The 23324-nt window shown below is 37.7% G+C and carries 25 protein-coding genes; 18 read left to right on the top strand and 7 right to left on the bottom strand.

The genetic code is table 11. From position 1 onward, the window contains the following. Nucleotides 1–17: 17 nt before the first annotated feature. From ACGLXV_RS05350 to ACGLXV_RS05330, 5 genes are all read left to right on the top strand, one after another. Nucleotides 18–1241 carry a sn-glycerol-1-phosphate dehydrogenase gene (locus ACGLXV_RS05350; RefSeq protein ID WP_391557821.1) on the top strand — a complete coding sequence of 408 codons (1224 nt, stop codon included), beginning with the start codon at nt 18–20 and terminating at the stop codon, nt 1239–1241. A gap of 18 nt (nt 1242–1259) precedes the next feature. Next, nucleotides 1260–2210 carry a glycoside hydrolase family 43 protein gene (locus tag ACGLXV_RS05345; RefSeq protein ID WP_391557820.1) on the top strand — a complete coding sequence of 317 codons (951 nt, stop codon included), beginning with the start codon at nt 1260–1262 and terminating at the stop codon, nt 2208–2210. Nucleotides 2211–2228: 18 nt separating this feature from the next. Beyond that, nucleotides 2229–3179 carry a glycoside hydrolase family 43 protein gene (locus ACGLXV_RS05340; RefSeq protein ID WP_391557819.1) on the top strand — a complete coding sequence of 317 codons (951 nt, stop codon included), beginning with the start codon at nt 2229–2231 and terminating at the stop codon, nt 3177–3179. A 95-nt stretch (nt 3180–3274) separates the two neighbouring features. Beyond that, nucleotides 3275–4648, top strand: coding sequence for an MATE family efflux transporter (locus tag ACGLXV_RS05335; RefSeq protein ID WP_391557818.1), 1374 nt, complete (start codon nt 3275–3277; stop codon nt 4646–4648). Nucleotides 4649–4779: 131 nt separating this feature from the next. Beyond that, nucleotides 4780–6597, top strand: a complete 1818-nt coding sequence (locus tag ACGLXV_RS05330; protein ID WP_391557817.1) for a LysM peptidoglycan-binding domain-containing protein — start codon at nt 4780–4782, stop codon at nt 6595–6597. A gap of 125 nt (nt 6598–6722) precedes the next feature. On the opposite strand, the gene ACGLXV_RS05325 is transcribed toward ACGLXV_RS05330, so the two are convergent. The 3 genes from ACGLXV_RS05325 to ACGLXV_RS05315 all read right to left on the bottom strand — a co-directional run bounded on the left by ACGLXV_RS05325 (nt 6723) and on the right by ACGLXV_RS05315 (nt 8932). After that, nucleotides 6723–7139, bottom strand: a complete 417-nt coding sequence (locus ACGLXV_RS05325) for a hypothetical protein (RefSeq protein WP_391557816.1) — start codon at nt 7137–7139, stop codon at nt 6723–6725. Between the two features lie 145 nt (nt 7140–7284). Further along, nucleotides 7285–8043 carry a 3D domain-containing protein gene (locus tag ACGLXV_RS05320; RefSeq protein WP_391557815.1) on the bottom strand — a complete coding sequence of 253 codons (759 nt, stop codon included), beginning with the start codon at nt 8041–8043 and terminating at the stop codon, nt 7285–7287. Nucleotides 8044–8356: 313 nt separating this feature from the next. After that, entirely contained in the window at nt 8357–8932 is a 576-nt protein-coding gene (locus tag ACGLXV_RS05315) for a cysteine hydrolase family protein (protein ID WP_391557814.1), read from the bottom strand. A 119-nt stretch (nt 8933–9051) separates the two neighbouring features. Between ACGLXV_RS05315 and ACGLXV_RS05310 the strand changes: the two genes are divergently transcribed. Then, nucleotides 9052–9498, top strand: a complete 447-nt coding sequence (locus ACGLXV_RS05310; RefSeq protein ID WP_391557841.1) for an Lrp/AsnC family transcriptional regulator — start codon at nt 9052–9054, stop codon at nt 9496–9498. A 134-nt stretch (nt 9499–9632) separates the two neighbouring features. Here ACGLXV_RS05310 and ACGLXV_RS05305 read toward each other — a convergent pair whose 3' ends face one another. Continuing rightward, nucleotides 9633–10127: a L,D-transpeptidase family protein gene (locus ACGLXV_RS05305; protein ID WP_391557840.1), complete on the bottom strand. Its 495-nt coding sequence runs from the start codon at nt 10125–10127 to the stop codon at nt 9633–9635. A gap of 244 nt (nt 10128–10371) precedes the next feature. On the opposite strand from ACGLXV_RS05305, the gene ACGLXV_RS05300 reads away from it, so the two are divergent. The 6 genes from ACGLXV_RS05300 to ACGLXV_RS05275 all read left to right on the top strand — a co-directional run bounded on the left by ACGLXV_RS05300 (nt 10372) and on the right by ACGLXV_RS05275 (nt 15914). After that, the gene (locus ACGLXV_RS05300) at nt 10372–11307 is read left to right on the top strand and encodes a phosphodiester glycosidase family protein (RefSeq protein WP_391557813.1); all 936 of its coding nucleotides are present in this window, start codon (nt 10372–10374) and stop codon (nt 11305–11307) included. A 14-nt stretch (nt 11308–11321) separates the two neighbouring features. Further along, the gene (locus tag ACGLXV_RS05295; protein WP_391557812.1) at nt 11322–12332 is read left to right on the top strand and encodes a glycosyltransferase; all 1011 of its coding nucleotides are present in this window, start codon (nt 11322–11324) and stop codon (nt 12330–12332) included. A gap of 95 nt (nt 12333–12427) precedes the next feature. Beyond that, complete coding sequence (locus tag ACGLXV_RS05290; RefSeq protein ID WP_391557811.1) at nt 12428–12991, top strand: GNAT family N-acetyltransferase; 564 nt, start codon at nt 12428–12430, stop codon at nt 12989–12991. Between the two features lie 40 nt (nt 12992–13031). Then, on the top strand, nt 13032–13964 hold the full coding sequence (locus tag ACGLXV_RS05285; RefSeq protein ID WP_391557810.1) for an exonuclease domain-containing protein: 933 nt from the start codon (nt 13032–13034) through the stop codon (nt 13962–13964). A gap of 350 nt (nt 13965–14314) precedes the next feature. Beyond that, the gene (locus ACGLXV_RS05280; RefSeq protein ID WP_391557809.1) at nt 14315–15265 is read left to right on the top strand and encodes a TRM11 family SAM-dependent methyltransferase; all 951 of its coding nucleotides are present in this window, start codon (nt 14315–14317) and stop codon (nt 15263–15265) included. Nucleotides 15266–15434: 169 nt separating this feature from the next. Beyond that, entirely contained in the window at nt 15435–15914 is a 480-nt protein-coding gene (locus ACGLXV_RS05275; protein WP_391557808.1) for a hypothetical protein, read from the top strand. 52 nt (nt 15915–15966) lie between these two features. Here the strand turns inward: ACGLXV_RS05275 and ACGLXV_RS05270 are convergent, their stop codons facing one another. Then, the gene (locus tag ACGLXV_RS05270) at nt 15967–16386 is read right to left on the bottom strand and encodes a hypothetical protein (RefSeq protein ID WP_391557807.1); all 420 of its coding nucleotides are present in this window, start codon (nt 16384–16386) and stop codon (nt 15967–15969) included. 245 nt (nt 16387–16631) lie between these two features. On the opposite strand from ACGLXV_RS05270, the gene ACGLXV_RS05265 reads away from it, so the two are divergent. After that, entirely contained in the window at nt 16632–17147 is a 516-nt protein-coding gene (locus tag ACGLXV_RS05265; RefSeq protein ID WP_119706913.1) for a ferritin, read from the top strand. Nucleotides 17148–17295: 148 nt separating this feature from the next. Here the strand turns inward: ACGLXV_RS05265 and ACGLXV_RS05260 are convergent, their stop codons facing one another. Further along, nucleotides 17296–18552, bottom strand: coding sequence for an MDR family MFS transporter (locus ACGLXV_RS05260; protein WP_391557806.1), 1257 nt, complete (start codon nt 18550–18552; stop codon nt 17296–17298). A gap of 96 nt (nt 18553–18648) precedes the next feature. Between ACGLXV_RS05260 and ACGLXV_RS05255 the strand changes: the two genes are divergently transcribed. The 4 genes from ACGLXV_RS05255 to ACGLXV_RS05240 all read left to right on the top strand — a co-directional run bounded on the left by ACGLXV_RS05255 (nt 18649) and on the right by ACGLXV_RS05240 (nt 22256). Next, nucleotides 18649–20301 (top strand): ABC transporter substrate-binding protein, encoded by a 1653-nt coding sequence (locus ACGLXV_RS05255; protein ID WP_391557805.1) that lies wholly within the window; start codon nt 18649–18651, stop codon nt 20299–20301. Between the two features lie 88 nt (nt 20302–20389). Next, complete coding sequence (locus ACGLXV_RS05250; RefSeq protein ID WP_391557804.1) at nt 20390–21148, top strand: AAA family ATPase; 759 nt, start codon at nt 20390–20392, stop codon at nt 21146–21148. 64 nt (nt 21149–21212) lie between these two features. After that, the gene (locus ACGLXV_RS05245; protein WP_391557803.1) at nt 21213–21431 is read left to right on the top strand and encodes a hypothetical protein; all 219 of its coding nucleotides are present in this window, start codon (nt 21213–21215) and stop codon (nt 21429–21431) included. Between the two features lie 96 nt (nt 21432–21527). After that, nucleotides 21528–22256, top strand: coding sequence for an SAM-dependent methyltransferase (locus ACGLXV_RS05240; RefSeq protein WP_391557802.1), 729 nt, complete (start codon nt 21528–21530; stop codon nt 22254–22256). Nucleotides 22257–22460: 204 nt separating this feature from the next. Here ACGLXV_RS05240 and ACGLXV_RS05235 read toward each other — a convergent pair whose 3' ends face one another. Then, nucleotides 22461–22643: a YolD-like family protein gene (locus ACGLXV_RS05235; RefSeq protein WP_119706919.1), complete on the bottom strand. Its 183-nt coding sequence runs from the start codon at nt 22641–22643 to the stop codon at nt 22461–22463. 142 nt (nt 22644–22785) lie between these two features. Between ACGLXV_RS05235 and ACGLXV_RS05230 the strand changes: the two genes are divergently transcribed. Then, on the top strand, nt 22786–23324 hold a 539-nt coding region (locus ACGLXV_RS05230), incomplete at its 3' end, for a GNAT family N-acetyltransferase (RefSeq protein WP_391557801.1).

The raw sequence follows: 23324 nt of genomic DNA, 5'->3' as shown, positions 1-23324 counted from the left end.
AAAGGAGGAGTACCAAAATGGAGAATTATATAGCAGACGTCATGACTTTGAGCCAACAATGTGACTGTGGAAATCATCATAATGCGATTCCGATTGAAGCGATAAAGATTGGAAATGATGCTCTGAAAGAAGCCGCTCAATTTATTCAAAGAAAAGCTTATCAAAAAGTGGTTATTGTGGCAGATGCACAAACGTATAAGGCTGGAGTCGAAAGATTCGCTGAACACTTAAAAGAAAAGAATATTCCTTTTTCAGTAACTATTTTAAAACCAGACGAAAATAATGATGTCGTTGCCGATGAAAAATGTCTTGTTCAGGCGTTACTTGACATTCCGACAGAAGCTGATGTTCTCATCGCTTTTGGGTCGGGAACGATTCATGACATCACACGTTTTTGTGCGACAAAGCTAAAAATTCCGTTTATCTCCGTACCATCTGCTCCTTCAGTTGATGGATTTACGTCATTAGGTGCTCCTCTCATCGTTCGCGGAGTAAAAACGACCTTTCAGATGAGTTCGCCTATTGCTGTTTTTGCTGATTTAACGATTCTACAGTCTGCGCCAAGAGAAATGATTGCAGCAGGGTTTGGTGATATGATGGCCAAATATACGTCTCTAGCAGACTGGAAACTCGGTCACGTAGCAGTTGGGGAACCATATTGCCCTCTATCGGCACAAATCACTAGAGATGCCCTAGAGAATTGTGTGGAACATGCGGAGGAAATTGAAGCGGGAGATCAGAAAGGTGTTCGGATTTTAATTGAGGCGCTTATCAAGTCTGGATTAGCCATGCTTTTATTTGGGCAATCTCACCCAGCTTCTGGTGGAGAGCATCATCTATCTCACTACTGGGAAATGGAGTTTTTGAAACTGGGCCGTCCTGCCGTTCTTCATGGAGCAAAGGTATCTGTTGCTACTTTACTATTAGCTGATATTTATAAACGCGAGTTTCTAGAGCTTATTACAGAAGAAAAGAATATGGAGAATATAGATGATCCATTCATAGTCAAAAATATCCAAGTGCATCTTCCAGTGATCCAATCTATTTATGAAGAAATCCCTCAGCCAGAGAGGCTTCGAGAGATATTAGAAAAATTAAATGGTGCAGTTACTCCAGGAGAGCTTGGAATCAGTGAAGAGTTAGTGAATAGAAGCTTACAAGAAGCACACCACCTCCGTAACCGCTTTACAGCATTGAAATTTTTGAATGAAGTGGCAAAAGTGAGTCCTCAATATGTTTAATAAGGAAAGGTGAAGACCATGCAAAAGGTAGAGACATTAAACAATCCAATATTGTTACAACGAGCAGACCCATGGGTGTATAAGCACACAGACGGCTATTATTATTTCACTGCTTCTGTTCCTGAATTTGATTTAATTGAGTTAAGAAGGGCAGAAACCATCCAAGAACTAGGGGAAGCAGAACCGGTTGTTGCTTGGCGAAAATACGAATCAGGACCAATGAGTGCAAATATTTGGGCACCGGAGCTTCATTACATTGATGGGAAATGGTATATCTACTTTGCAGCCGCACGAGCAGATGACATTTTTGACCACCGCATGTATGTCCTTGAAAATGATTCAGCTAATCCTTTAGAGGGTGAATGGGTAGAAAAAGGTCAAGTGAAAACAGATTGGGAATCCTTTTCTCTAGATGCAACCACCTTCGAACATAAAGGGGAGAGATACTATGTATGGGCACAACGCGATCCAAACATTGTAGGAAACTCTAACCTATATATAGCCAAAATGGTGAGCCCTTGGGAAATTGAAGGTCCTCAAGTGATGATTACACAACCAGAATATGACTGGGAGACCATCGGATTTTTAGTGAATGAGGGAGCAGCTGTATTAAAGAGAAACGGTAAGATTTTTATGACTTACTCAGCGAGCAAAACCGATTTCAATTATTGCATGGGTCTTTTAACGGCAGATGAGGATAGTGACTTGCTTGACACTAAGTCTTGGAAAAAAGCTGATAAGCCAGTTTTCCAAACAAGTGAAGAAAATGGCCAGTATGGTCCAGGTCATAATAGCTTTACTGTATCCGAAGATGGTACACAGGATATTCTGATTTATCATGCTCGTAACTACAAAGAAATTGAAGGAGATCCACTGTGGGATCATAATCGCCATACTCGTGCGCAGGTATTTACATGGAATGAAGATGGAACACCAAATTTTGGCGTACCTGTAAGGGATGCAAAATAGAAGAAATCGGAGGAGTCCATGATGGTGAAAACAGAAGATAAAAATCTAATTTTAGAGCAAAGAGCCGATCCATGGGTCTACAAGCATACTGATGGATATTATTATTTTACCGCATCTGTCCCTGAATACGATCGAATTGAGGTACGTCGTTCAAAGACATTACATGGAATTGCAGAGGCAGAACCAGTTGTGGCATGGAGAAAGCATGAGACTGGGCCAATGAGTTCATTAATATGGGCGCCGGAGCTTCATTTTATTAACGGAAGCTGGTATATCTACTTTGCAGCTGCTAAATCAAAAGAAATCATCAACGGTTTGTTTGATCACCGTATGTTTGCTATTGAAAATAAGTCTGCTAACCCATTAGAAGGTATATGGGAGGAAAAGGGACAAATTAAAACCGATTGGGAATCCTTTGCATTAGATGCGACATCCTTTGAGCATAATGGGCAGCAATACTTGGTTTGGGCACAGAAGGATCCTAATATAAGAGGAAACTCTAATCTGTATATCGCTCCACTAGAAAATCCTTGGACCATCAAAAGTCCTCAGGTCATGATTTCGAAACCAGAGTTTGACTGGGAAACGATTGGCTTTTGGGTAAACGAAGGTGCTGCTGTGATTAAAAGAAATGGTCGTGTGTTCATTTCTTATTCAGGAAGTGCCACAGATGAAAACTACTGCATGGGATTGATTTCAGCAGATGAAACTAGTGATCTATTAGATCCTAACTCTTGGACGAAATCGGATAAGCCCGTATTTCAAACGAACCGTGAAGCGGGACAATATGGTCCAGGGCATAATAGCTTTACTGTTTCAGAAGATGGAACTGGGGATATTCTTGTTTATCATGCACGAACATATACAGAGATTGTTGGAGATCCATTGTACGATCCGAATCGACATACACGAGCTCAAGTGTTTACGTGGAAAGAAGACGGAACACCGTACTTTGGAAAACCTGAGTAATTTTTATATGGCTAAAGGAAGAAATTCATATCAACCTTTGATATGGATTTTTTCTATTACTGTGACCTCAATTTAAAACAGAAGAAGGTATAACTATGGGAAAATCACTATCATCTAATGAACCACATAAACTCACCTTACGAGCCATCACTTGGCCAATTTTTATTGAATTATTTTTACAGACGATTATGGGAAGTACAGACACCATCATGCTCGCTCATATTTCAGATGATGCGGTTGCAGCAGTCGGTGTCGCGAATCAATTAGTTTTCTTTGCTATTTTACTTTTTGCCTTTACCTCAACAGGGACAGCGGTTCTGATATCCCAGTACTTAGGGGCAGGAATGAGGTTAGAAGCAAAGGAGACCGCGGGTATTTCTATTACGATTAATTTATTAATCGGTCTTGTGGTAAGTGCGCTGATGTTTATTTTCCAAGGACCACTGCTCGATCTCTTTAAGCTCGAAGAACACTTAGCATCTATTGGCCATTCTTACCTTTCCATTGTAGGTGCAACTTTGTTCTTACAAGCCTTGCTTGTCACCGTGTCTTCCATTTTACGAGCTTATGGGTTTACGAGAGATGCGATGTTTGTATCTCTTATAATGAACATCATACATCTAATAGGAAATGCATTAGTTATTTATGGCTTGTTTGGAATGCCTGTATTTGGGGTCGAGGGAGTGGCTATCTCAACTGCTATTAGTAGGGCGATTGCGCTAGGTATTGCTCTTTATCTGATGTATAAAAGACTTCCGATCAAGGTTGAGCTTCAGGATTATACGCATTTTGATGCATCTAAGGTCAAAAAGATTCTGCAAATTGGCGTGCCTGCTGCCAGTGAGCAGTTATGCTATAACACAAGTCAAATGGCGATTACCGCCATTACTGCCTTAATGGGTGCTGCGGCTTTAACGACTCGAGTCTACACCTGGAACATTATGACGTTCATCTTGTTGTTCGGATTGGCGATGGGACAAGGAACTCAAATCTTAATCGGTTATCGTGTTGGTGCCGGTGACTTTGACGGAGCGTACCGCCAACTTCTTAAAAGCTTAAAATCTAGCTTTATTATCACCATCCTGATTGCGGTCTTTGTTGCGGTGTTCCGAGTTCCGTTAATGAACATCTTTACGGATAACAAGGAGATTATTCATGTTGGTAGTCAACTGTTGTTACTCTGCCTAATTCTTGAACCGGGCAGAACGTTTAATCTATTAGTGGTCAATGCACTTCGGGCCACCGGCGATGCGACTTTCTCCGTAAAAATGGGAGTTCTGTCCATGTGGGTAATCGGTGTACCCGTCGCATATGTACTTGGCATCCACTTCGGATTAGGGCTCTATGGAGTCTGGATCGCCTTTATTGTTGACGAGTGGCTAAGAGGAATTGTGATGTATTTTAGATGGAGAAGCAGAGTGTGGGAGAAAAAGGTGCTTGTTGTGAAGGAAGAAGTGGCTAGTTTATAAGTGTCGTAGAACTCAGGAATTCCTGGGTTCTTTTTTATACAATCTTCTTCTATCTATATTAGATGAATCTTTACGTCTATTCATGAATAGCATATAGGCAGATAAAGCATTAGTTTAATGGAGGAGTGTTTATGCAACTTTTTTACACGGTCCGCCCTGGGGATACACTTTTTCAAATTGCCAGTCGATGGAAGCTTTCCTACGAATCTCTTGCTGCCGCTAATAATATACAGCCACCATATACGATTTATGTTGGTCAGCAACTATCGGTGCCACCGGGAGTGAATAGAGTTCGGGTAAAATCAGGTGATACCATTTTTAACATAGCTCAAACGTTTGGTGTGCCACAATCTGTGATTATTCAGGCAAATCAGCTTCAGCCGCCATATACGATACAAGTGGGGCAACTGCTAACGGTACCTCCCGGGAATCCATTCTATGTCGTTCAGCCTGGAGATACCTTGTTTCAAATAGCAAACAAATACAACGTCACCACAAGGGGACAAAGTAACTATGAGCTGATTCGACAGGTGAACGAACTTCCAAACTACAATCTATCACCAGGAATGCGATTAAGAATTCCGTATGCTCCACCTGGGGATCTTGGTATGATTGCGTATACCTCCAATCGGGGAGGTAGCTACGACCTTTGGGTTTATAATCTTAGAAATGGGGGGAATGTCCAGCTCACTAATGGATTAGGAGAATCCTATACTACTCCATTTTGGTCACCAGATAGTACCAAGATTGCCTTTGTAGGAAGAAATGGTGTCTTGTTCATCCTCGATGCAGGGGATGGGAGCACCTCTAGGATTGACCAATTCACTGAAGGAGAAGGGATCTTTTTAGATTGGTCACCAGACAGTCAAAGGCTTGCTTATGTTAAAAATAATCAAATCATCTTATATCGAGTGTCTACCCATCAGGTTCAACGAATAGAAGCAGTAAATGCGACGGATGTTCAGTGGTTTCCAAATGGGAGCGAACTCCTTTATCAAGCTCCTGATGAATTGGGTGTTAGTCAGCTTTATCTTATTGCTACGGATGGTACCGACAAACAGCAAATTACTGAAAACACGGGTGGAAGATTGAACAATGTTCGCTTATCCCCGAATGGTTTATATGTCTTATACACAAGTCCAGGAGCAAGTATTTCTATTATCTATACGATCGAACTTACAAGTGGACAGATTTTCGAGGTAAAGGGTGGCCCGCTTGCGAAAAATTATTATCCGATATGGTCACCAGATTCCTCGACAATTGCTTATAGTGCGACAGCCTTTGAAGATGTAGGCTATTTCTCATTAATTCGTACCACAGGTAGGAAAGGAGAAAATGACCGGACGGTAGCCATATCGTCTTGCTACGCAACCCCTGTTACTTGGTCGCCAGAATCACCAAAATTAGCTTATCTCTCGGGGTGTAATGGAGAAGGAATAGGGAGAGAAATGTGGATGCTAGATTTACGCCATCCCGTTCCGATAAAGATTGTGGAGGGTGGACAAATAACTTCCTTACAATGGTCACCTGTTCCCATTTCATCTTTGAAAAAGACATTTACAAGTGATAGCTTTAACATCCAATTTCAATACCCGGCACACTGGAAGCAGGTAAGTGATGAAAGATATGAAGGCCCTGATGGATTTTTTCAAGTAGCAGCCATATCTTCCGATGAATCCATCCACTCAGTCTGCCAAAACGAAGCCTTCCACCAACTACTCCCGTACGGTTCCAAACCACTTATCTTACAGACAAACATACAAACTCAGGACGCTTGCTATATCTTTCCGTCAGAAGATCAACCCGCTGAAATGAGAGGGCAAGCAGCACTGATTGTCCGATATCCAGAACCGATTCAAATCGGAGACACCTTCTATAATTATTTCATTCTATGGGCAGACCAAAATCACTTATATGAGATTAGCTCCACGCTTACTTTTTTACGATAGTGATAGACATAACTAGGAAAAATGGGGACTTTCCTTAAGAAACCGGCTAATTACCGCAAAAAAAAAATCCTCATCTTTACACCAGATGAGGATTCATTAATGATTAATTAGATATATATTCTAAATTAATCATCGAGCTCGACAAAATCTTCATGTTTGAATACCATGGACAATACTTGACGTCCATCCACCGTAGTCCCTGACAAGGTTACGACAATGCCATCAGCATCTTCATCAGTATCACCTGCAATAGCTACACGTAGCATATTGTTACCACTAAAGGTAGTTGGTCCAGCTTCTATTCTAACAACGGCACAGTCTCCTGCAGGAATTGTGACTCTTTGACTGTAGAACTGAATCTCATCAGGTGTATTTGGTGGGTATAAGAGAATATCACTACATTTATGAACAGTTAATAGAATAGATGAAGTGTTGTTTGCAAGATTCTTAAAGCCAATAAATAAATATTTTACGGCTCCTGATTGTGTAGTATCAATAGACAACGGTACAAAAAATGGTCCAGAAGTGATTTGGTTCGCCATACGGAAATCCCCCCTTTACTTTTTGATACTTTATTTATATTCTATTAGGATATTTTCCGAAATGGACAAACTGTACACTTCAAATGTCTATTTTCATTTTATAAATAGCAGTGAAATCAAGTAGGATAGGCTATTTATGGATTTCCTAGTTTAATATAGTTACCTTTAATTGTTTTACTCCAAAATTGATTGCATCCTGTTGAGAAGGAATAAAGACATCAATCTTATTTCCTTTAATGGCCCCGCCAGTATCTCCGGCGATAGCTTCACCGTAACCCTCCACATAAACTTTGCTGCCGAGTGGAATAATTGTAGGATCCACTGAAATAATTTTTGCATTAGGATTTTCCTTTAGGTTAATTCCTGTAGCGGTAATGCCAGAACATCCTTCACATGAAGCAGTATAGGCAGTAGCTTCCACTATAATTTCCTTTGAAGCTGAGTTGCTCGTTGATGGAGGGGGTGCTGAAGCTGAAGATGTACTTTCCTCTGATTCTTGTGCTTCAGGCATCATTGAATTTTCAGTTGTAGCTGTTGTAGTAGTATTAATATCTTCATAGATTAATAGGTTTAATCCAGGATGAATAAGATCACTATGTAATTGGTTCCATTCTTTAATTTGTGAAACTGTTACTTGATGTTCTAAGGCTATGTCCCATAAAGTGTCATCTTGCTTAACAGTATATTTTTTATGTTGAGAAATGGTTATAACATCCCCAGGGTGAATAAGGTCAGTAGTGAGATTATTCAACGTTTTAATATTTTCTACAGTTGTATTATTCACACGTGATAGATTCCAAAGGGTATCTCCTTTCTGTACTGTAATCGTCGCAGCTTGTACATTTGTACTTATCGATACTGAGAGTACAGTAACTGCTACACCTGAAATAATTTTTTTAAGCATTTCTTACCCTCCATGTTCTTAGGTTGCTAATTTTTAATTATCGTAACATATATTTTTCTGAGAAAAAGAACAGGGAGGTGTTAATTCGATTACGCCTATGGCATTTCTATTACAATAATATTTCTAATATTAATCAACATAAATATCTATTAAATAGAATAGGTGATAGCATCCATGACTTTTATTAACGTCTAAAAATCTATATTTCCTTTTTGAACAATAGGAGTTGAAGAAGGATACTATATTTTTTAATTTAAATATCAGCAAAAAAGGGAGGCTGTTTTTCTATGAACAAACTCCCTTTTATATTTAATTAGTTGATCTTTAAGTTCGTGTTAGCTTTTTGTTGCAGGAAATCCTTGGTCGAAATTACGTTAGCATACATACCATTAAGTGCGGTGACAAATGCATAGTGTACTTGTTCTGCTGGAACGACCTTATCCTTGTAAGCTAATTCTCTTGTCGCACAAGCATCTTCAATAAGTGTGGTTTCATAGCCCAGATCAACTGCGGCTCTAACTGTCGCGTCTATACACATATGTGTCATCATACCTACAACCACTACCTTGGTTACTCCGTTTTCTTTTAGTTTGCTTTCTAATTCAGTCTTTAAGAAGCTGTTAGGGAAGTTCTTTTCGATAATGCATTCGTTTTCTAATGGAGAGACCGCATCATGAATTTTAACTCCCTCAGTATCTGGAAGAAAGAAGCCTAAAGATGGATGACTTGCGATATGTTGGACATGGAAAATATGATCCTTGTTATTCTTTCTAAAGTATTCAAGAACTTTAGCAGCATTAGCTGCTGCCTTTTCTGGGTTGCTTAATTCCATCTTTCCATTTGGAAAATAGTCATTTTGAATATCTACAATAATTAAAGCTGTACTCATTTTTTTCACCTCAATTAGAATTTTTGTTACACTAAAATCATAAATAATATACTGATTTTGATCGATACTTTGATGAAACACTTTAATACTAAATAATTTCATGGTGAAAGGAATTTATGATGGAACTTGATAACATTGATTTTCAAATCCTTAGATTACTAACCGAAAATTCGCGTATTCAATGGAAGGACTTAGGGGAACAGATTCATATGACAGGACAAGCAGTTGGAAACCGAATCAAAAAACTTGAGGAAAGTGGTGTAATAAAAGCTTACTCTCTAATCGTAGATGAAATGAAATTAGGACTTACTTATACAGCGTTTGTCATCATTTATATGAAAACTGCAAACCATGAGTCGTTTAAAAGGTTTATCAACGACAGTAATGAGATAGTTGAAGCTCACAGAGTATCAGGAGAAGGATGTTACCATTTAAAAATAAAAGTAAAGACTCAAGATCAATTGAATCTTTTTCTTAATAAAATCCTCGATTATGGGAACTATACTTTGTATCTATCAATACAAGAGGTTAAGCAAGGTAATCCGTTGATTGCCACATTACAATAAACATTATTTCTTAAAGAATGTTTGTGAAATAACCTAATATCGGGGGCGTTAGTAAAACAAGAAAGGACATTACATACTCTTATAGCTAGTATGTAATGTCCTTTTTCATATTTTTTGGTACATCTTTCTCAAAATTATGGATGAATAGTTACCGCAGTTCCGTTTGGGACAATCCTCGCTAATTCCTCTACATCTCTATTGTACATGCGAATGCAGCCTTTTGAGACGGCCTTTCCAATCGAGCTGGGGTCATTCGTCCCATGAATTCCATAACTTTGCTTGGATAAGCTCATCCACATCGTCCCGAAAGGTCCTCCGGGATTAGGTGCTTTATTTAGAATAATATAACTTCCTACTGGTGTTTCAAATAACATTCTTCCTACCGCAATAGGGTATTGTTTTTGAAGCGTACCATTTCTAAATAATCGTAGAGTGCGACTATTTATACTCACATCAATTCGATATGGACTGCTCTCTGGCGAAGGAACGCCTGGAATATTGATGGATTGTCCGGGATAAATGAGGTTTGGATTAATGGATGGATTAGCTCGGAGAATGGTTGCTAGCGGGGTACGATAATCCTTTGCAATTTGATTAAGGGTTTCACCTGCTTTAACTGTATGAATCAGCGGGAACACCTCCTAGGGAACTTTTTATTACATTCTATGTTAGTGGGTAAAAGTGATTCATAATAGGTTTATTTATTTCAAAATACAGAGGAAAAATGGCTCATTCAGTAACCAACTGAATGGGCTTTTTTTATTACCATTTGTTTCTCCATTTCTTCCTCTTTTGGACATAGTTCCGCCATAATTGCTGACTATAATTTGTCTAGATAAAGCTTTAGGAGAAACAAAGGAGGGTGTCTTCACCTTGAAAAAAAGAAAACTTATAGTAAACATTTCAATAGTTATTACCAGTGCTGCACTGATTCTATATTTATTAGCTGACCGCTACCTGATTGAGCATGTTGAGGTAGAAAATGCACTTGTCAGTTCCGAAACAACGAACTCAACAACCACATCTAGTGAAACTACTACAACCGTGGATGAGACCTATGAAGCGGATGATTTGAGTTATACGAGTGATACAAAGTCGATTGAAATTGAGAAAGTAGTGACTGGCTCAGGAAGTGATCAGGTTGTGTACTACGTAGCGGATGTCCAGTTAACAGATTCAAGTAGTTTGAAGTCAGCATTTGCCAATAACCAATTTGGTAATAACATTGTCCAAGTAACTTCCGAAATTGCAAGTAATAATAACGCCATTTTTGCGATTAACGGTGATTATTATGGATTTCGTGAAGATGGGATAACGATTCGTAATGGGCAAATCTTTAGAGATAATCCGGCACGTACGGGGCTAGCATTTTATGAGGATGGATCCATGAAAATCTATGAGGAGACAGAAACTTCTGCAGAGGAATTGATTGCAGAAGGAGTAACGCAAACCTTCTCTTTTGGACCTGCTCTCGTTGAAAATTCAGTGGCCATTGAAGATTTTGGAGATGTGAGCATTGATAAGAATTTTGGAAATCGTTCGATTGAGGACTCAAACCCGAGAACAGGGGTAGGTATCATATCTGAAAATCATTATGTGTTCGTCGTCGTGGATGGCAGAAGTGAAGGATATTCAAAGGGATTAACCTTAGGTGAGTTTGCTCAAGTGTTTGAAGACTTAGGCGCTACGGAAGCCTATAACCTAGACGGTGGCGGTTCGTCAACCATGTACTTTATGGGGGAAGTCGTTAATAATCCACGAGGTACAGGAGAGGAACGTGGCGTAAGCGATATTATCTATATCCAGTAAGAGAGGTGAATTATATGATTATTGTCATTCCTGCGTATGAACCAAACGAGAAAATGCTTCAGTTGATTAAAGAAGTCAAACAAAGCAGTAACTACCGTGTATTAATCGTAAATGACGGGAGTTCGGTGGAGTGTGAAGGCATTTTTGAAAAGGCGGCACAAAGAGGCTGCATGGTTTTAACTCATGAGACAAACCAAGGGAAGGGAGCCGCTTTGAAAACAGCCTTTACCCATATTCATACGCACTATCCAAATGAAGATGGGGTAGTGTGTGCCGATTGTGATGGGCAGCATCGTTGGGGAGATATTCAGCGTGTAGCGCAAGAGATAGCTGTTCATCCTCAAACGATTGTATTAGGGGCTAGGGAATTTGTAGGCGAAGTTCCACTAAAGAGTTTAATAGGAAATAAAGTAACAAGAACCATTTTCTCATTGGTAGCTGGATATAAAATAAACGATACCCAGACGGGACTAAGAGGATTCTCAGTTGATATGCTTCCATGGCTGATTGACATTAAGGGGAAACGGTATGAATATGAGATGAACCAATTGCTAGAGGCGAAATCTGCTGGTTATCGCATTTCTAGTATACCTATTCAAACGGTCTATGAGAATAACAATAAAGGAAGTCATTTTCGCCCTATCTATGATTCCATCCGAATTTACCTTCCTATATTAAAGTTTAGTCTTTCTTCGGTTTCTTGTGGATTAATTGATTTTATCTGTTTCTTCTTGTTACATTGGCTGACGAATAATTTGTTATTCTCTGTAATTGGTGCGAGAGTAATCAGTTCCTTTATCAATTATGTAATAAACAAAAACATCGTTTTTAATAGAAAAAAACAATCTCATATAAAGCCGATACTTAAGTACTATAGCTTGGCTGGATTCATATTAATCAGTAACTATTTGATGATTTCTTTATTTAACGACACTGGTAATCTCTCACTTTTTACAAGTAAAAGCTTTACCGAAGGAATCCTGTTTATGGTCAGCTATTATGTACAGAAGAAGTTTATTTTTTAAAAAGTCCTTTCATGAGGGCTTCTTTGTTGTTTACTAGAAATGATAAAATAAAATGACAAAATATGGTTCTTGATAATGGAGGGAGAAAGCTGATAATGAATATGGATGCCATCTTTCATGAATTTCCTTTGTTGCTGTCAGAAAAACTCGCTTTAAAGAGAATAGAAGACAAAGATTATCATGGCCTCTTTGCTATTTATGATAATAAGAGAGTTTTTGAGTATTGTGGAATTCTTCCTAAACATAATAAAGAGACTGTAAGAAAAATGATCAGTCACTTTGAACGTGATTATCATAAGAAGACCCGTGTGAAGTGGGGCATTTTTATAAATGAGGAGTTAGTTGGAATCATAGAGGCTTTTGATTTTAATCAGAAGGTCAACATGGTAACAATAGGATATTATTTGGCTGAAGCCTTTTGGGGTAGAGGAATTGCTACGGAAGCAGTAAAATTATTAGTAGAGTTTTTATTTCTAAAAGCTAATGTTAATCGGATTCAGGCGGAGGTCATGCCGCAAAATGAGTACTCAAAAAAAGTATTACTCAAAAATGACTTTTTAAAAGAAGGTTTATTGAGACAAGCAACGGTCTGGACGGGAAAAGGAATAGTCGATCTAGAGATTTACAGTCTGTTGAAGATGGAATATATGAACGCATAAAGTAATGGATCATACATGTACTAAGGAGGTTATTTTTAAGATGGATTTTATTGCGATAGATTTTGAAATTGCGAACAATAGGATGAGTAGCGCTTGTTCACTAGGAATGGTCTTTGTTAAGGATAATCAAATTGTCGATGAGAAATATTTCTTAATCCAACCTCCAACCTTAACATTTCTCGAGGAAACAACAAAAATCCATGGTTTGACCGTGGAGGATGTAAAATATGAAAGGAAGTTCAATGAGATTTGGGAGGAGATCAAACACCATTTCGAAGGAGCGACTATTATTGCTCATAATGCTCAATTTGACATGAGTGTTCTCCACTGCTGTTTGATGGAATATTCTCTTGAAATCCCTGAGTTTGAATTTATTTGCAGCATTCCTCTGAGTGCGAAGGCTTGCAGAGAAAAGGTGGGGAATTCTTTAGTAGAAAGGTTAAATCATTTCGATATCATCTTAGAAAATCATCACAATGCCTTGCACGATGCAAGAGCTTGCGCGGAATTAGTTACCACTTGTGTATCAGTAAAAAATAAAAAATCACTTCAATCGTATTGTAAAACATATCGTAGTATTCCAATTAAGAATTTTTCCGAGCTAAAACCACAAACGTATTTTAAACAGAAAAAGAAGCAAAAGTCTTTTGCAAAAGTGGTTATTTCAGAGATTTCTGCCAATGTTCAAACCTTTAATGAAGAGCATCCTTTTTTCGGAAAGAATATTGTTTTTACCGGTGAATTGAATCTTGATCGTAAGGATGCTATGCAAAAAGTGGTCAATGCAGGTGGTACGATTAAAAGTGGAGTAAGCGGAAAAACCCACTATTTAATTGTCGGAAAACAGGACAAAATGATCGTGGGGGCTAGTGGAATTAGCACCAAGGAAGAAAAGGCATATGCTTTAATTGAAAAAGGCACGGCGATAAAAGTAATTGGTGAGGAAGAGTTTGTGGAATTATTGGGGAGTTAAGGGAATCGCAAGTAAATCGGTTGGTTCGCAAATAAATTTGTAGAATAGCAAATAAAATCTGAGAATCGCAAATAAATTTGTAGAATCGCAAATAAATTCTTGTAATCGCAAGTAAAATCTGAGGATCGCAAATAAAATCCCAGAATCGCAAATAAATTTTATTTTTGAAGAAAAATCTCTTCATTTTTATCTATGAATGGCATTTTTTGCTCATCATGAACGCAATTACAGTCAAAACTAAGCTACTTTTCATATTCCATAATAGAAAACTTCCCAATCTAAAATAAACATCTCCTGAATTAAGGTGTATACTAGATGAGTTATTTAGTTTTTTAGAGGGGAATGAGATCATGAATAATACAAACGAGAATATGCAGAGATACCTTTACAATTATTCATGTCAAGAAGATGAAGTGGAGCTCTGTGCCTTAGAGATGCGTTCTTTTTTTGGACAGGACTCTGACGATTATATAATAGAAAGTAATATAAAAATAGATCCAAGCAGAAGCCCGTTTATTCGGGATCGCATAGATATCATATTTGAAGGCAGTGAGTTGGAAGAAATAATTACTAAGGTGAAAAATTTATCACCTTTAAAGGAAACCTATCGGGTCATTTTTTTGAAGACTTTTTCATTAGAAAAAGTGGGCTTTGAAGAGCGCAGAAGAGTGGAAAGGGAAGTAGCTCTTCATGTGCCAGGAGAGCCGGATCTAAAGCATCCTGACATCTTGTTCGGAATTGTAGAAGTTAATGGAAAATGGGTATTTGGGTATTATCAAAAGGGTGAAGCTGTATGGCTACAGCACCAAACAAAACCGCAGGGCTATTCTACTGCTTTAAGTACCCGTGTCGCTAGAGCTGTCGCTAATATTGCCGTACCGCACCCAGCAGGGAAAAAAGCCATCGACCCATGCTGCGGCATAGGTACTGTACTCGTCGAGGCCTTATCTATGGGGATCGATATTGTTGGGAGCGATGTGAATCCCCTGATTCTTCCTGGAACACGTGAAAATATTGCCCATTTTGGGTACCATTGTGAAGTTCTATTTAGGGATATTCGAAAGGTAACGGGAAGCTATGATGTGGCGATTATTGATATGCCATATAATCTTTGTTCTGTTATCTCTCCACAAGAACAACTTGAATTGCTTCAAAGTGCCTATTCGTTTGCTGAGAGAATCGTGATTGTCACCATTGAACCAATTGATTCAATGATTGAAAACGCAGGGTTTCGTATTGTAGATCGCTGTAACGTTAGAAAAGGAACATTTACAAGACAGGTAATCGTTGGAGAAAAATAAAAAAGGGTTGTCACCTAAGGTGACAACCCTTTTTATTTTGGAGTTAGTCGATTATATCAAATTAGGGATGGGCAAAATGTTGAGCAGGAGTATATGTAGGCATCACTGTGTTTAGAGAATAAAAATGTCGGAGAACATAATATTAAATGTAACATGAAGGGGATTTTAGATGGATTCGATAGTAAAAGCGATGGATCTAGGTGCAAAAGGTCTTTGGTTGCCAATCACACTTGTAATTATTTTATTATTAGTTGTGTTTATTATGCCGAAGAAGGAAATTAGTTGGAGGGGAATTTATGTCACTATAGGAGTAGTCGGTTTGACCACGTGGGTGGCTGATAATATTTTTGCTGGGTATTTGAATCTAGTTGATTTTGGTCATCCCAAATATTCTGGAATTGGTGAGTTACTAACTTACAGTTTTGTTCCTTCATCCCTGTCTGTGATTTATTTGAATTATTTGAATAAGGATAATAAGTGGAAATTAGCGATTATATTTACCATCCTATCTTTTATAATCGAATGGTCAGTGGCCAAGGTTGGATTTATGAAGCTCACCCATTGGAATCATCTCTACAGCATTCCTATCTTTATTTTAGTCTACAGTTATTTCTTACCGCTACACGCAAGAATAATAAAAAAAATGTAAATATTACAGAGGCAGTATAGTAAAATCAAACTGCCTTTTTTGATGCAGACAATTAAATGTCATGGTTCCCCCTTTCATCAACAATATCTTGAATAATCTCAATATGCACCGCTGCCCATGCATTTTCTCGAAAATGAACAATGACACTTATGGTAAGGGTTACCATATAGAAAATACCAAAGAGAAGAAAAAGGAGACTTCCTTCCTTGAAAAGAAATTCCTGTAATTGCTTGGAAAACAGGAAAAAGAACCATGGAATGCTAGTAACAAAAATAGGTATGATTCCAGATCCCTGTTTCTCTTTAATCATACGGTAGTATATTAATTGTAAAGTGGCCGTTTCAATGGTCTGATAAAACGCCCGAATTTCTTGAATCTCCGTCAATTCCTTCGCTTGTCTCAAAGGTTCGTCCTGTTTGTTTGCTTTTGATAGTTTTATGTACAGTTTATGAGCGTCTCCGCGAAAAGCCATTTTCATCACCTATTCTCAAAATAAATTCCTATACAATTCCTCAAGTAAGGTACCTGTAAATAATGAAACTTAACATTCCCATTATAAAGAATCCTATGCTTAGTTCCAAAAAACGATTTGCAGAAGCGGGAGGGACTTTTAAGAATCCTGTAATACTTTTTAGAGTTAATTAAGGACCAGTTCCATTTTAAGTGAACGTTTAATATACATAATTAGTCATGAATATTTATGGGGAGTGGATAGGAATGAATGAGGAACTTCAGAAGCTAATGAATAATTTGATTCAAATTGAGCATGTTTCTTCTACACTGTATCTTGCCATGTCAGCATATATGGGCAAAATGAACTTCACCGGTATGGCAAGCTGGCTTCGTTTACAATCAGAAGAAGAAAGGACTCATATGCTTACATTGGTTGATTATGTAGTAAATAAGGACGGGACTGTTACGCTTCATGGAATTCCTACACAACCGAGTGATTTCGGAACACCATTAGAGACTTTTCAAAAAGTATTAGAGCATGAACAGTTCGTGACTAATTCATATCGCCAGGCATTTACTTATGTAAATCAAGTTGATCCGCAAGCAGCCGTGATAATTCAAGATTTCCTAAGGGAACAAATAGATGAGGAAGCACAAAGCCAAACCATTGTTAATCGCCTGAAAATTGCAGAAAATAATCCCTCAGCTTTATTATTGGTTGATCAGGAGCTAGGACAAAGGAAAAATGGTGGCGGGGCAGTAGCACCTGCTGCAGGTTAAAACACTTTAAGCAGGGCGACTGATGTTTGTTAGAGGAAGAGCGTAACACATTTGTGTAGAGAGTCTTATGCATGATGTAGATAAATATCGAGATGAAAAGATTTTTCTAAAAAAGAAGCTCTAGGACATTCTGGAGCTTCTTTTTAAATTACACAGTTTTACTTATTTTAAATGGTTCTTTTTGTTTCTGAGACTGAAAAATAAATAACCCACCATAAAGGAGGAGCGTACCGATCATCAAAATGATGCCAATATATACACTCATCATACTTGGTACTAAAAATGCTCCAAGTAATATCGTTGATCTCGCAATTAAATCGGCTCCACTAAAGCTAAGACCAGAAAATGCAGAATACGAACCTCGTTTATCCTCTGGCATCATGTTAGCCTTTTCTGCATTCGCAATCGGAGAATAAACAAGCTCTCCAATGGTCGCTATCAGATTGAATGTAATAAGCACATACCAGACATTAGCCGATGTAATGACTGTATAGCCGATTGCATAAAGGAACAGTCCAAAGAGCAGTGCGCTTTTTTTATCAAATCTGTCCGTCATTTTTGTAACAAGAAACGTTAGTAATACAACAAGAAGCATATTTTGTATGTTTAAGATACTTAACATTCTAACCCCTGCAACCTCGAAACTGCCAATAAACACAGAGCGAAACTCGTCCGCTAAACGAACGCCAATATAACTGTTAAGTGAAAATTCTGCCGCATAAATGCACATTCCTCCCACAACAGCCATCACAAATGGTTTATCTTGAAAAGCAATTTGATAATTAGAGCCCAAATCGATAAACATGTTACGATGCCTTTTCTCCAACTGTTTCACAGATGAATCTTGTAGCCAAATTCCATATACGAGAGGTAAGCTTGCTGAGACAATCGTAAGAACGAGAAACAAAGCGAGCTGATGGTGAAGATAAAAGAGCCCTCCAAGCATGGCCCCTATAGCCATTGATAAGTTCGTAATCCAATAATCTAACGAATAAACAGCTTTGCGATTTTCAGTAGTAGTTGAGTCTATGATTATTGCCTGCATCGCGGGTCTCCCGAGGCTATTAGCACCCATGAAAACCATGTAACTCATTGCAAATAGGATGATCCATTCTTGGTCAGGTAAAAGACTTAGGGTCATTAAGCCGAACGTAAGAAAACTTATGGCAGAAGTAAGTATAAGTACGGTTTTCCTCCGGTATCGATCCGATAAATAGCCACCTAAAAGTGTACTAATAAAACCGATAAAAACATTTGCCCCTAAAAATAATCCAGCCCAAACAGGTCCTTTATGCTCGGCGAAAAAGAGGGCCATAAAAGGCATAACCGCGCTTGAAATAGCTTTGTTAAAAAAAGATGTGATTAGGCGCACTTTTAAATTTTGTGGATAGTACTTCCAATTCATATTGCCAGCTCCTTCCTATATTTGTATAGTAAAGAAGACTAGTCTGAGGAAAAATTCCCTTTTTAAAATTAAATGTCCACTTTTTAGAGGTGCTATATGATGTTGGATCGATATTTACTAACTCTGAGAACCCAGGAAAACTCTGGGAAAATAAAAGTAGAAGATATAGCCAAACTACTAAACTTAAGCACAAAGCAAACAAGGCGAAAGCTTCATCAGTGGGACAAGGAAGGGTGGATCTCATTTTCATCTGGACTTGGACGTGGCAATGCATCTGTCCTTAAATGGCTAAGGGATGTGGAAATGGAATATGAGAAGCTGTTTCTACAAAAGCTTGAGGCAGGAGCCATTGAGGAAGTTAGTAAACTCTTACTACTAGAGTGGTCGGTGGAAACCAAACAACGTTTAATGATGGCGTTTCAAGAGAATTTTGGCTTTCATCAAGAGGAGCAGGATCGCCTTATCATTCCGAGGTTCAATCCCTTCCTAACGGTACATCCACTTAAGGCAGCTGATACTCATAGTGCCAATCTAATTGCGAATTTATACAATCGGGTAGTTACATTACATGCAGATAACTCGATTACTCCCGAGCTTGCTCATACATGGGAATACAATGATCGTTTTTTAATTTTGTATTTAAGAAAGGATGTTGCTTTTCATGATGGCTCTATTATGAAAGCAGAGGACGTAGTTGAAACCTTTCAGCGTATGAAAAACGATGATCATTATTCAAAACTATGGGAACCAGTGACTGTAATTGAGAGCCCGGCTCCACTTATTGTAAAGCTAGAGTTTCCTAGGGGTTGTACCTATATCCTCCAACTATTAAGTCTTTTAACAGCAAGTATTTTTAAAGTGTCCAATGGTTCATTGCTTGGTACCGGGGGCTTTTATTTAGCGGAAAATTCCGAAGAGAAAACTGTTCTTTCCGCTTTTAAACAATACTTTGGACGGCGGCCACTACTTGATTGTGTGGAATATATTCAAGTTCCGAGAGAGTTTGAGGTAATCTACTATGGAGCGAATGAATCTGATAAAGTGGACACGCAAAAGGTAGAAAGTGATTCAGGCTTTGGTATTGTTGTGATGAATCCATATCGTAATTCCGATATGAATAGAAAGGAAGTACGTGACTATATTCATATGCTAATTGCCAACCATCGTCACGAACTGTCAAAAGTGAATTCACGGATTAGTGGGAACAATGAAGGTTGTCTATTCGGAATATCAGAGACTTATACAATGCCTAACATTCCAAAGCCAATATTCACTCAGGCCTTAAAGATGCAATTTGTGAACTATACAAGTGAAACATCAAACTGGTTAAAGGACAAACTGGAACAGGAGGGAATTAAGGTAGAAGTCCAGGAAATTTCCTTTCGAGAAGCCGTGTATGAGCCCAATATAAGATTAGATACGGATTTATTTATTCATGGAGAAATATTTGAAATGAATCAAACCTTTTCATATTTCTTTTTTCTGAAAAATAGTTACTCCCCTCTTCAGTTATTAACAGAAAGAAACCCAAAATTGCAAAAGCATATACAAAACTACGATCATATCCCTTTCGAAAACTGGAATGACAAGCATATGGAGATTGAACAGTATTTACTAAGTGAATCCCTATGTATCCCTTTATATTACGTTAAAAGGAGAATTCCCTTTTCGCTTAGTCTAATGAATATTGAAATTAAACATTTTGGATATGTAGACTTAACAAAGCTTTGGGTGAAGCCGTGTATTTAGTTGTAATAATGTTTATTTTTCCAAACATTTGATAGTATTAATGGTAAAATAAGGATATTAAATAATCTTAGAAAAGGCGGATGGTTCGATGTTGTTAAACCGGGATACCCAATTCATTCGAGAGGCATATTTAAAAACGGAGCAAATTGTTTCATATGATGAGTTTCCTCTGAATTTACCCATCATCCGGAATTTTCAGGATTTAATTTTTCATCCGAATGTTACTTATATCATTGGTGAAAATGGAATGGGAAAATCAACTTTGCTTGAGGCTATTGCCATTGCCTTAGGATTTAATCCAGAGGGCGGGACTTTAAACTTTAATTTTTCAAGTTATGATTCACACTCAAATCTGGACAAATATATACGAGTCGTGAAGGGAGTTAATAAGGCAAAGGATCATTTTTTCTTCCGAGCAGAAACCTTCTATAATGTGGCCACCAACATAGAGGAATTAGACAAAGAACCTTCTTCAGCTCCAAGAATTATTGATTCCTTTGGCGGTAAATCCCTTCACGAACAATCACATGGCGAATCATTTTTCGCAGCATTCACTGAACGTTTCCGAGGGAACGGTTTATATATCCTTGACGAGCCGGAAGCAGCTTTATCACCACTAAGGCAACTCTCCATGTTATCGAGAATCAATGAGCTAATTAAAGAAGGATCTCAATTTATTATATCAACACATTCGCCTATATTAATGGCTTATCCCGAATCAAAAATCATTCAATTGACCAAAGAGGGGATGGATGAAGTTAAATTGGAAGAAACCTATCATTATTCGATTATGAAACAGTTTTTTGAAGATAGGGAGCGGTTGCTTCACCATCTTTTTAATGAGTGAAACTTATTTGATACATAAACGTATAATTTACTAAGCCATTAATAAAAAGTAAGGGGGTATATAAATGTCGATAGTATATAGCTTCATATTCTTTTTATTATTTATCGTTTTCATTCTTATTCTTGGGTTAAGAGGTACCAATAGACCAACACGCCGGTCAAATTCCTACAGTAACAGTTTCTTTACCAGTCATTCTGGATCAAGTTCGAATGATTATTACTCAAGCGATTGCAGTAGCGGCAGTGACAGTGGTAGTGGATCCTGCGGTGGTGGCGGAGATTAGATTATACTGATGCGTTAATCCGTTGGATTAACGCATTTTTAGCTAATGAAGTTATTCAAAGAAAGAAGAATAAACAAATATCTAGAGGTGAACAAGTTGAGAAGAGTTGAGAAGAGTACAAAGTTAGATTTAGAAAGAATTATTTTTATTGGGAGAACGTTTGAAGAGTATATGAACATGTTTTCATTATCTCTCGATGAAATGCGAGGTAAAAGAATTCTAGATTGTCCGGCGGGAGCATGTTCTTTTACAGCTCATGGCAGCGATTTAGGCTTAGATATAACAGCATGTGATATTGCTTACGACCATGAGGTTGAACAACTGAAGCAAAAGGGAATACAAGATATTGAACATGCTATGCTACATATGGAGAAGGTAAAAGATAACTATATTTGGGACTACTATCATGATGTTGATGGTCTCCGACAAAATCGTATAAAAGCATTAAATGATTGTACGAAGCATATGGTAAATGCTAGTGAACAATATATTCCTGTAGTTCTCCCGAATTTACCTTTTAAAAATGAAGAGTTTGATATTCTTCTCACAGCCAACTTTTTATTCATGTATGCTGACCGCTTAGATTATGATTTTCATATAAATACAATTGAAGAGTTATTAAGAGTAACTAGAGAAGAAATACGCATCTTTCCCCTTGTAGATTTAGAAGGAAAAAGATACGAACACTTGGATAAAGTAATTGCTCACTTAATGGAAAAAGGCTTGGAGGTTAAGGAAGTTAAGGAAGTTAAGGAAGTTAAGGTTTCATATGAGTTTCAAGCTAATGCTAATACCATGTTACAAATTTCTAAGAAAAAGCGGTAATGTGATTTGAAACTGGTAAGAAAGGCAGAAGGCTGTTAATAAAAATGAAGGGGTACCACAAAAGTTCAACCAACTGGTGGAGGAGAAGAGGAAGGACTAACCTTCCACTACTTTTGGATTTCTTCTAAAGAAGAGGTTGAGCTAAGTAAATGCCATGGTGATTATTTGGATCAAGTCCTTTAGAAGACCGTTTCGTAGTGGAAGTTAATAAATATGCCTGATACCTGATAATTGAATAGTAAATGGTTTGTGTGTTTCATCTTTAAGCAACAGGGACTGCTTGATTAGATCGAGCTTGTAAACACGTCCTTTAATAGTTTTCAAGGAACCATTAGAATAATAATCAATTGAAATTAACTTATTTACTGATAGCTTTTTTAAAAACATAATAACTCCTCCTTTGAAATTTTCTTACATGAGTCATTATATAAGATACTTTTTAACACGAAGTTAATAACATATTAAGAATATATTAAATAGAAACCAATTAATGGAAGTGGATTGTAATAATACAGGAGTGAAAGAAATCGTGATCATAAACAACGAAGAATACCAGGTAAATGGACTAAGTTATACGATTAGGTCAGCGGTTGAAAGAGATGCTGAGACTTTGTCTGAACTAAGGCTACAAATTGATGGAGAAACGGAATATATGGATCGAGAAAGAGGAGAAGGATTCATAGATATTGCTGGTTTTGAGCAGTTAATAAAAAGTGATTCAGAGAGTGGTAGAAGCATATTTCTAGTGGCTGTGGTAGATGGTCGTATTGTCGGATATTCAAGATGTGAAGGTTCTAATTTAAAGAGATTATCACACAAGGTAGAGTTTGGTATTTGTGTATTGAAAGACTTTTGGGGTTATGGGATTGGAAGGAACTTATTAAAAGAATCTATAACTTGGGCTGACTTCAATGGAGTGAAGAAAATGAATTTATATGTATTAGAAATAAATACGAAAGCCATTCAACTATATGAAAAGTTTGGATTTACAGTTGAAGGAGTATTAAAGAATGACAAGCTTCTATCAGATGGGAAATATTATAACACCATTGTGATGGGGAGATGGAA

The sequence above is a fragment of the Robertmurraya sp. genome (assembly GCF_036676585.1).
Lineage (GTDB): Bacteria > Bacillota > Bacilli > Bacillales > Cytobacillaceae > Robertmurraya_A.
This window is presented reverse-complemented; position numbering and strand designations above follow the sequence as displayed.

Bases quoted from the DNA above. Each gene is read 5' to 3' on its own strand.
- ACGLXV_RS05350 (WP_391557821.1), top strand. From the start codon at position 18: ATGGAGAATTATATAGCAGACGTCATGACTTTGAGCCAACAATGTGAC.
- ACGLXV_RS05345 (WP_391557820.1), top strand. From the start codon at position 1,260: ATGCAAAAGGTAGAGACATTAAACAATCCAATATTGTTACAACGAGCA.
- ACGLXV_RS05340 (WP_391557819.1), top strand. From the start codon at position 2,229: ATGATGGTGAAAACAGAAGATAAAAATCTAATTTTAGAGCAAAGAGCC.
- ACGLXV_RS05335 (WP_391557818.1), top strand. From the start codon at position 3,275: ATGGGAAAATCACTATCATCTAATGAACCACATAAACTCACCTTACGA.
- ACGLXV_RS05330 (WP_391557817.1), top strand. From the start codon at position 4,780: ATGCAACTTTTTTACACGGTCCGCCCTGGGGATACACTTTTTCAAATT.
- ACGLXV_RS05325 (WP_391557816.1), bottom strand. From the start codon at position 7,139: ATGGCGAACCAAATCACTTCTGGACCATTTTTTGTACCGTTGTCTATT.
- ACGLXV_RS05320 (WP_391557815.1), bottom strand. From the start codon at position 8,043: ATGCTTAAAAAAATTATTTCAGGTGTAGCAGTTACTGTACTCTCAGTA.
- ACGLXV_RS05315 (WP_391557814.1), bottom strand. From the start codon at position 8,932: ATGAGTACAGCTTTAATTATTGTAGATATTCAAAATGACTATTTTCCA.
- ACGLXV_RS05310 (WP_391557841.1), top strand. From the start codon at position 9,052: ATGGAACTTGATAACATTGATTTTCAAATCCTTAGATTACTAACCGAA.
- ACGLXV_RS05295 (WP_391557812.1), top strand. From the start codon at position 11,322: ATGATTATTGTCATTCCTGCGTATGAACCAAACGAGAAAATGCTTCAG.
- ACGLXV_RS05290 (WP_391557811.1), top strand. From the start codon at position 12,428: ATGAATATGGATGCCATCTTTCATGAATTTCCTTTGTTGCTGTCAGAA.
- ACGLXV_RS05285 (WP_391557810.1), top strand. From the start codon at position 13,032: ATGGATTTTATTGCGATAGATTTTGAAATTGCGAACAATAGGATGAGT.
- ACGLXV_RS05280 (WP_391557809.1), top strand. From the start codon at position 14,315: ATGAATAATACAAACGAGAATATGCAGAGATACCTTTACAATTATTCA.
- ACGLXV_RS05275 (WP_391557808.1), top strand. From the start codon at position 15,435: ATGGATTCGATAGTAAAAGCGATGGATCTAGGTGCAAAAGGTCTTTGG.
- ACGLXV_RS05270 (WP_391557807.1), bottom strand. From the start codon at position 16,386: ATGGCTTTTCGCGGAGACGCTCATAAACTGTACATAAAACTATCAAAA.
- ACGLXV_RS05265 (WP_119706913.1), top strand. From the start codon at position 16,632: ATGAATGAGGAACTTCAGAAGCTAATGAATAATTTGATTCAAATTGAG.
- ACGLXV_RS05260 (WP_391557806.1), bottom strand. From the start codon at position 18,552: ATGAATTGGAAGTACTATCCACAAAATTTAAAAGTGCGCCTAATCACA.
- ACGLXV_RS05255 (WP_391557805.1), top strand. From the start codon at position 18,649: ATGATGTTGGATCGATATTTACTAACTCTGAGAACCCAGGAAAACTCT.
- ACGLXV_RS05250 (WP_391557804.1), top strand. From the start codon at position 20,390: ATGTTGTTAAACCGGGATACCCAATTCATTCGAGAGGCATATTTAAAA.
- ACGLXV_RS05245 (WP_391557803.1), top strand. From the start codon at position 21,213: ATGTCGATAGTATATAGCTTCATATTCTTTTTATTATTTATCGTTTTC.
- ACGLXV_RS05235 (WP_119706919.1), bottom strand. From the start codon at position 22,643: ATGTTTTTAAAAAAGCTATCAGTAAATAAGTTAATTTCAATTGATTAT.